Origin of the sequence: Prevotella sp. P3-92 (assembly GCF_002251205.1) — a bacterium.
Lineage (GTDB): Bacteria > Bacteroidota > Bacteroidia > Bacteroidales > Bacteroidaceae > Prevotella.
In genome coordinates this window covers 125,460-131,982 of record NZ_NPJE01000020.1, presented here as the reverse complement: position 1 = coordinate 131,982, position 6,523 = coordinate 125,460, and the positions used below count along the sequence as shown (strand labels likewise).

The following is a 6,523-nucleotide window of genomic DNA, read 5'->3' as shown; positions in this document are numbered from 1 at the left end:
TAATAATCCTTTAATACACTCAAACGGAATTGATCGTCAAAATGACGAGCTGCTCTACGTTCCTTTTTCATCATTTACACTGTTTTTTAATTGTTAAAACGGTGTAAAGTAAATCTGTATTAAGTCAATTTGCTGAGGCAAGTAAATTGATTTGCTGAGGAAAGTAAATTGATTTGCTGAGGAAAGTAAATTGATTTGCTGAGGAAAACAAATTGATTTGCTGAGGAAATCAATTTGATTTGCAATGCCAGGTGATAATTGCAAGGGAGGAATGTGGTATCGGCTGGTGGTCAAATGGTGGTCAGAGAACGTCGTGTGTAACGTATCAGTCCGATGTTTCCACGCAGATCTATCCATGCATCACTATGTGGGAAATCGGTTTCGGATAGTGCTTTCATCTGGTGTGCCATCAAGAAACGCTTACCATCTTGCTTGCGCGGACCTGCGCCGTAGCTTTGTATGAACGAATAGATGCGACCTTTTTGAAATCTGCCCTTGTGGTCGATTGTCACCGTCACTATAGGTGCGTAGCCGGAAACACCTTGCAGACTGATGCCGAAGGGTGTGCAGAAATTGCCCAGACTGTAGGCAATGAACCGTCCTTTATAGACTTCAATGCCCCTAACCACATGCGGACCGTGACCATAAACCACGTCGGCACCGTGGTCAATGCAGTAGTGTGCCAGTTGGCGCAATGCTCCACGACGCTCGCCCAGAAAGCCCTCCATGCCGTTGGGTACATGACTCTGTGCCGTCCCCTCGGCTCCACCGTGGAACGAAACGATGATGATGTCGCACTGTTGGCGCAGCTGTTTCAACAGTTTACCCACTTTCTTCAGGTCGAGATGACTGACTGTATAGCTGTTGTGGCCTAAGGCGCAGAGACCGATGCGCACACCTTGGCGCATGACAACGGCTGTTTCCGATCGTCCGGCAATGCCTGCAAAGGCGATGCCCTGCTGTCGCAAAGCGTGCTCGGTGGATATGACTCCCTCTATGCCGAAGTCGAAACTATGGTTGTTTGCCATGCTCACAAAGTCGTAGCCGGCATCCTTCAGCCACCAGGCGTAGCTTGTTGGTGTGCGAAAAGCATAGTTGTTGGCTTTGCCCTCCTTGCGTGTTTCACCCTTGTCGCATAGCGTTCCTTCAAGATTGCCCACTGCCAAGTCGGCTTGCCTGAGGATGTCGCGTGTGTCGCGAAACAGGTATTTGCCATCCCCTCGCGGTAGTCGTGGTGTGGGATAGGTGGTGCCCATCATGATATCTCCCGTAAGAGCGATGGTCAGTGAAGCAGAAAGGCAGGTCAAAGAATGACCTGCCCATATAGTAAGAGTGAGTAATAATCGGAACATGAAGATGCTGTTACTTCGCCACGCGGCGTGCGCCTACATAGCGGCGATTATAGTAGCCTTCGGTAGAACTGCTGATTTTCACACCTTCGTTGGTGCTGGCGTGGATAAAGGTGAAGGTGTTGTTGATGGGATCATAGTCCATCACAATACCTACGTGACCTACACCGCGTCCGGAGCGAGGACTGGTGAAGAACACCAAGTCGCCACGTTGCATCTCCCAGCGCTTGATGGGGATGTTGCGTGCATACTGGTCGCGCGACGAACTGCCGATGTTGATATCGTGTTGTCCAAACACATAGCTGGTGAAACCAGAGCAGTCGAAGGCGTAAGGGCCTTTGCTTCCGCTGCGATAGCGTGTGCCGATGAGAGCTGTGGCCTGATCCATGATGCTGTTTGAAGTGGCAAATGTTGCCGTACCGTCATAATCATCGGTATATAAGAAGTCGAAATTCTCTATCTCTTCATAGACAGTTTCGGTGCGTTGGGTCTTTCTTGTCTTCTTTCTCTTGCCTTTTGCCCATGTCATATCCACAGAGGACAGCAACACAAGCATGATGCATAGTAGAATTTTCTGTTTCATTTTCTTTAGTTTAGGTTATTTGGTTGGTTTAGTTATATTTCAGGATTTGACCTGGTCTGAGTCTGGTGCTCTTGCTGATGTGATTCAGTTTGCAGATGGCATCAACAGATGTACCGCGCTTGCGAGCGATAGAATAGAGCGATTCACCCTTTGATACTTTGTGGAAACGAGCTGCTGCAGAGCTGCTGCTTGTGGCCTTCTGGCGTGCAGCAGGAGTGCTGTTGTCAGCAAAATCGAGGTCGTCGCCAAATGAACTGCCGCCGGCTACACCACGCAGACGGGTAGCTTCTGCCGACTCGCGATTGTAGGTAGATTTGCGGAATACATAGTAGTCGTCAACCACGTCTTGGTTTCTGAAGTCGAACATCAGGGCAGGGTTGAGTGCTATGCCACACAGACGCGTCTCGAAGTGGAGGTGTGAACCAGTGCTGCGTCCGGTGTTTCCGCCCAGTCCGATGGGATCTCCGGCACGCACCTCTTGGTTTTCAGCCACCAATTGTGCAGACATGTGACCGTAGATGGTCTCCAGTCCGTTGTTGTGTCTGATGACTACGTATTTTCCGTAGCCACGTCCTTCGTAGCGCACGATGCGCACCTTGCCACTGAAGGCAGCGCGGATGGTATCGCCGATATATACTTTGATGTCCAGTCCCTTATGTTGGCGTCCCCAACGCGAACCGAAGTTGCTGGTGATAACGCGGTTGGTGGTGGGCATGCAGAAGTTGCGCAGGTTGATGCGGAAAGTGTCGGGGAGGTTGGTTGCCTTATGGGCATATCTGTTATCCCAGTCGTTATAGAGGTCGGCAGCTGGTGATTCATAGCTCTCTGCCTGAATGAGGCGACGGAGAGCCATGCTATCTACTGCTTTCATCTTTCTGTCTATAGGGGCCTGACGTGCCAACAGATCCTGTCCCATCGTCGGGAGAGTACATACGGTTGCAACGGTTAGGAATGCTATTTTCTTTAGATTTTTAAAAAACATAATTATTCTTTTCGGTTCGTATTCTCGTTCGGTTTCAATAAAAACAGAACGGTGCAAAGTTACGAAATTATTTCTAAAATCGGTAAAGTGTTAACACTATTTGTGTGTAATTTAACACTTTACGTAGCGGATTTTGCCTTTTTTTTGATTTGTCGCAGGTAGTCTTTTGCCTGTTTTTGCCCTCGTTTTTATGGGACGATCGTGCATTTTCTATGGGAAAAATAGATTTTCCCAGTTCGTTTTCCCCACTTTTTACGAGATGGCAGACCAGTTGATATTGGTCTTGCGAAGTTGGCGCAGACGGTCCCAAAGCATGTGGTAGCGCTCCGACTGACAGGTGGGGTCGGCGTCGATGATGCGTTGTGCCTCGTCGCGTGCCATCTGTACAATCTGTCCGTCGCGTGCGATATCGGCAATTTTGAGGTCGAAAGCCATGCCGCTCTGCTGTGTTCCCTCCAGATCGCCCGGTCCACGCAGTTTCAAGTCGGCTTCGGCAATGCGGAAACCATCGTTGGTCTCACACATGATGTCTATGCGCTTGCGCGTCTCTTCAGCCAGTTTGGGTGAGGTCACAAGGATGCAGTAGCTCTGTTCGGCACCTCTGCCCACACGTCCGCGCAGTTGGTGGAGCTGGCTGAGTCCGAAGCGTTGCGCCTCCATGATGACCATCACCGAGGCATTGGGCACGTTGACTCCCACCTCAATCACGGTCGTTGCCACGAGCATCTGTGTCTCACCGCGTGCAAAGCGCTGCATCTCTTCGTCTTTCTCCTTGGCTTTCATCTTGCCGTGTACCTTGCTCAGTCGGTATTCCGGAAACACCTGACACAGCGTGGCATAGCCATCTTCCAGGCTTTTCAAGTCGATGCGCTCGCTCTCTTCGATAAGCGGAAAGACCACATAGACCTGTCGTCCCTGTTGCATCTGCTTGCGCAGTCCATCGTAGAGCGATGGTATTCGGCTGTCGAAGGCATGGGTGGTGACCACGGGCTTGCGTCCTGGCGGCAGTTCATCGATGATGCTGACATCGAGATCGCCGTAGAGTGTCATAGCCAGGGTGCGCGGAATGGGTGTGGCTGTCATTACGAGGATATGTGGCGGATTGTCGCTTTTGCTCCATAGTTTGGCGCGTTGTGCCACACCGAAACGGTGTTGTTCATCGACCACCACCATGCCCAGTCGTGCAAACTGTACCGTGTCTTCTATCACGGCATGGGTGCCCACGAGAATCTGCAACGTCCCGTCAGCCAGATCGTTGAGTACTTGTTCTCGCCGTTTGCCTTTCACCATACCCGTCAGCAGTCCGACGCTGATGTCCATACCCTCAAGAAAGCTGCTGATGGTGCGCAGGTGTTGTTCGGCAAGAATCTCGGTTGGCGCCATGATACAGGCTTGATAGCCATTGTCGAGTGCCATCAGCATGGTCATGAGTGCCACCAGTGTCTTGCCCGAACCCACGTCGCCTTGTAGCAACCGATTCATCTGTCTGCCCGAAGCAGTGTCTTTGCGTATCTCACGGAGCACTCGTTTCTGTGCTTCGGTCAGTTGGAAGGGCAGGTGGTTATGGTAGAAACCGTTGAAGCACTCGCCGATATGCGAGAAAACATAGCCGCGGTATTTGCGCCGATGATCGCTCGCGTACCTTAATATATTAAGCTGAACGTAGAAAAGTTCTTCAAATTTGAGTCGCAGCCGTGCGCGTTCCAGTTCTTTGGCATTGTGCGGATAGTGAATCTGTCGCAACGCCTCGTCTCGGCTGATCAGGTGGTTGGGGCGCGTGATGAAGTCGGGTAGTGTCTCGGCAATAGGCTGCTTGAGCAAATCGAGTAGTGTTTTGGTCATCTTGTCGAGCGCCCGTGAGTTCAACCCACGTTTCTTCATCTTCTCTGTCGTATTGTAGTAGGGTTGCATCCCCATATCCGAGAGTTGGATGTTTTCGGCAGGTTCAAGGTCAGGATGCACCACCTGTACCCTGCCGTTATATACGGTGGGTCGCCCGAAAACGATGTATGGAATGCCCGTTTTGTAGCGTTTGGGCACATCCTTGGCATAGTTGAACCAGGTAAGGTCCATCACGCCCGTGCCATCGGATAGGTGAGCCACTACGCGCGTCTTGCGGTGTCCCATGTCAAACGACTCGAAACTGAGTATTCTGCCGCATACTTGGACAAACGGCATGTCGCCCGTCAGTTCGTGGATGGTATAGATTCTACTTCTGTCGATATGTTTGTAGGGGTAATATTGCAACAGGTCGCCAAGGGTATTGATACCCAGTTCTTCGCTAAGCACCTTTTTGCGGTTGGGTCCAACCCCCGCCATATACTGGATATCCTGTTGCAGTATGTCGGTCATCGGCAGAGCGTTTCGGCAATAGCCAAGTCAAAGGGAGTGGTAATCTTGATATTTTCTCGGTTGCCCTCTACCATTGTGATGGCATGTCCATAGGACTCTACCACCGACGCATCGTCGGTAAACGCCTCGGAGAAAGGTTGGCGGTTGGCAGCCTTCAGTAGTTGGATGTCGAAAGTTTGTGGAGTTTGCACCAAACGGTAGTCGCCTCTGGGCTTTGTGCCCTCGGTGATGTGGCGTAAAGTCTCAACCACCGGAGTTACCGGAATCACCGCTTTTGCCGTGTGTGCCGTGTCGTAGCAGCGGCGAATGACATCAATAGCAGGGAATGGGCGCACACCGTCGTGCACACCGACCACACCCTGTGCATCATCGGGGATGAGTGCCAGTCCGTGTTGCACACTATGGAAGCGAGTCTCGCCGCCGTCAGCCAACATGTAGGGCACGTCAAACTGATACTGCCCACACAGCTCATGCCAGTAGGTCTGTTGGGCTTTAGGCAACACAAGGATAATCCGGAGCGCTTCCGAAAAATGGTGGAAGCGTTCGATAGTGCGCATCAGCACGGGTTTTCCGCCGATGGGGAGAAACTGTTTGGGAATGTCGCTGCCCATGCGCAGTCCTTTGCCACCGGCTACGATGATGATATAGTCGGTCATCCCATGAGGTGTTTATAGCGCATACCTTCTGCAATGGCATCTGCCACATCCACACCTTTGAGCTGTGCCAGCAGTTCGTAGGCAAATGGGAATGCTGCCGCAGGCCCTTCACCGGTGGTGATATTGCCGTCGATGGTCACCAGGTCAGCCGTGTAATGCGTGTTGGTCATACTGCCTTCAAATCCCGGATAGCACGTGGCTTTCTTGCCGTCGAGCAGTCCGATAGCTGCCAATACTACTGCAGGCGATGCGCAGATGGCTGCCACGAGTCGTCCCTCTTCCGCCTGCTTGCACAGTGCTTCGCAGAGCGGCTTGCATTGATAGAGGTTGGTAGCACCAGGCATACCACCCGGCAGAAACAGCAGGTCGGCATCAGTCAAGTCGCACTGTTCGAAACAAGTATCAGCCTCGATGTTCACACCGTGTGCTGATGTCACAACGTTCTGACCGGTAACGCTGACGGTAGTGACTTCGATACCGCCACGACGCCAGATGTCAACAGGGATAAGCGCTTCGATGTCTTCAAATCCCGTAGCAAGGAATACGTATGCTTTTGCCATAGTTATATCATGTGTTGGTTAGTTTTCTGAATATGATGCCC

6 protein-coding genes are annotated in these 6,523 nt (G+C 51.5%); all 6 read right to left on the bottom strand.

What is annotated here, in order from left to right:
• Positions 1 to 290 precede the first annotated feature (290 nt).
• Positions 291 to 1,352 (bottom strand): CapA family protein, encoded by a 1,062-nt coding sequence (locus tag CIK93_RS03600; protein WP_094446589.1) that lies wholly within the window; start codon positions 1,350 to 1,352, stop codon positions 291 to 293.
• 10 nt (positions 1,353 to 1,362) lie between these two features.
• On the bottom strand, positions 1,363 to 1,932 hold the full coding sequence (locus CIK93_RS03595) for a C40 family peptidase (RefSeq protein ID WP_094391201.1): 570 nt from the start codon (positions 1,930 to 1,932) through the stop codon (positions 1,363 to 1,365).
• Between the two features lie 28 nt (positions 1,933 to 1,960).
• Entirely contained in the window at positions 1,961 to 2,914 is a 954-nt protein-coding gene (locus tag CIK93_RS03590; protein WP_173815111.1) for a M23 family metallopeptidase, read from the bottom strand.
• A 252-nt stretch (positions 2,915 to 3,166) separates the two neighbouring features.
• Entirely contained in the window at positions 3,167 to 5,266 is a 2,100-nt protein-coding gene (recG, locus tag CIK93_RS03585; protein WP_094440500.1) for an ATP-dependent DNA helicase RecG, read from the bottom strand.
• Positions 5,263 to 5,922 (bottom strand): 2-C-methyl-D-erythritol 4-phosphate cytidylyltransferase, encoded by a 660-nt coding sequence (locus CIK93_RS03580; protein WP_094446588.1) that lies wholly within the window; start codon positions 5,920 to 5,922, stop codon positions 5,263 to 5,265. The genes recG and CIK93_RS03580 overlap by 4 nt, the downstream gene beginning before the upstream one ends.
• Positions 5,919 to 6,482: a DJ-1 family glyoxalase III gene (locus tag CIK93_RS03575; protein WP_094434446.1), complete on the bottom strand. Its 564-nt coding sequence runs from the start codon at positions 6,480 to 6,482 to the stop codon at positions 5,919 to 5,921. Before CIK93_RS03575 ends, CIK93_RS03580 begins: the two co-directional genes overlap by 4 nt.
• Positions 6,483 to 6,523 lie beyond the last annotated feature (41 nt).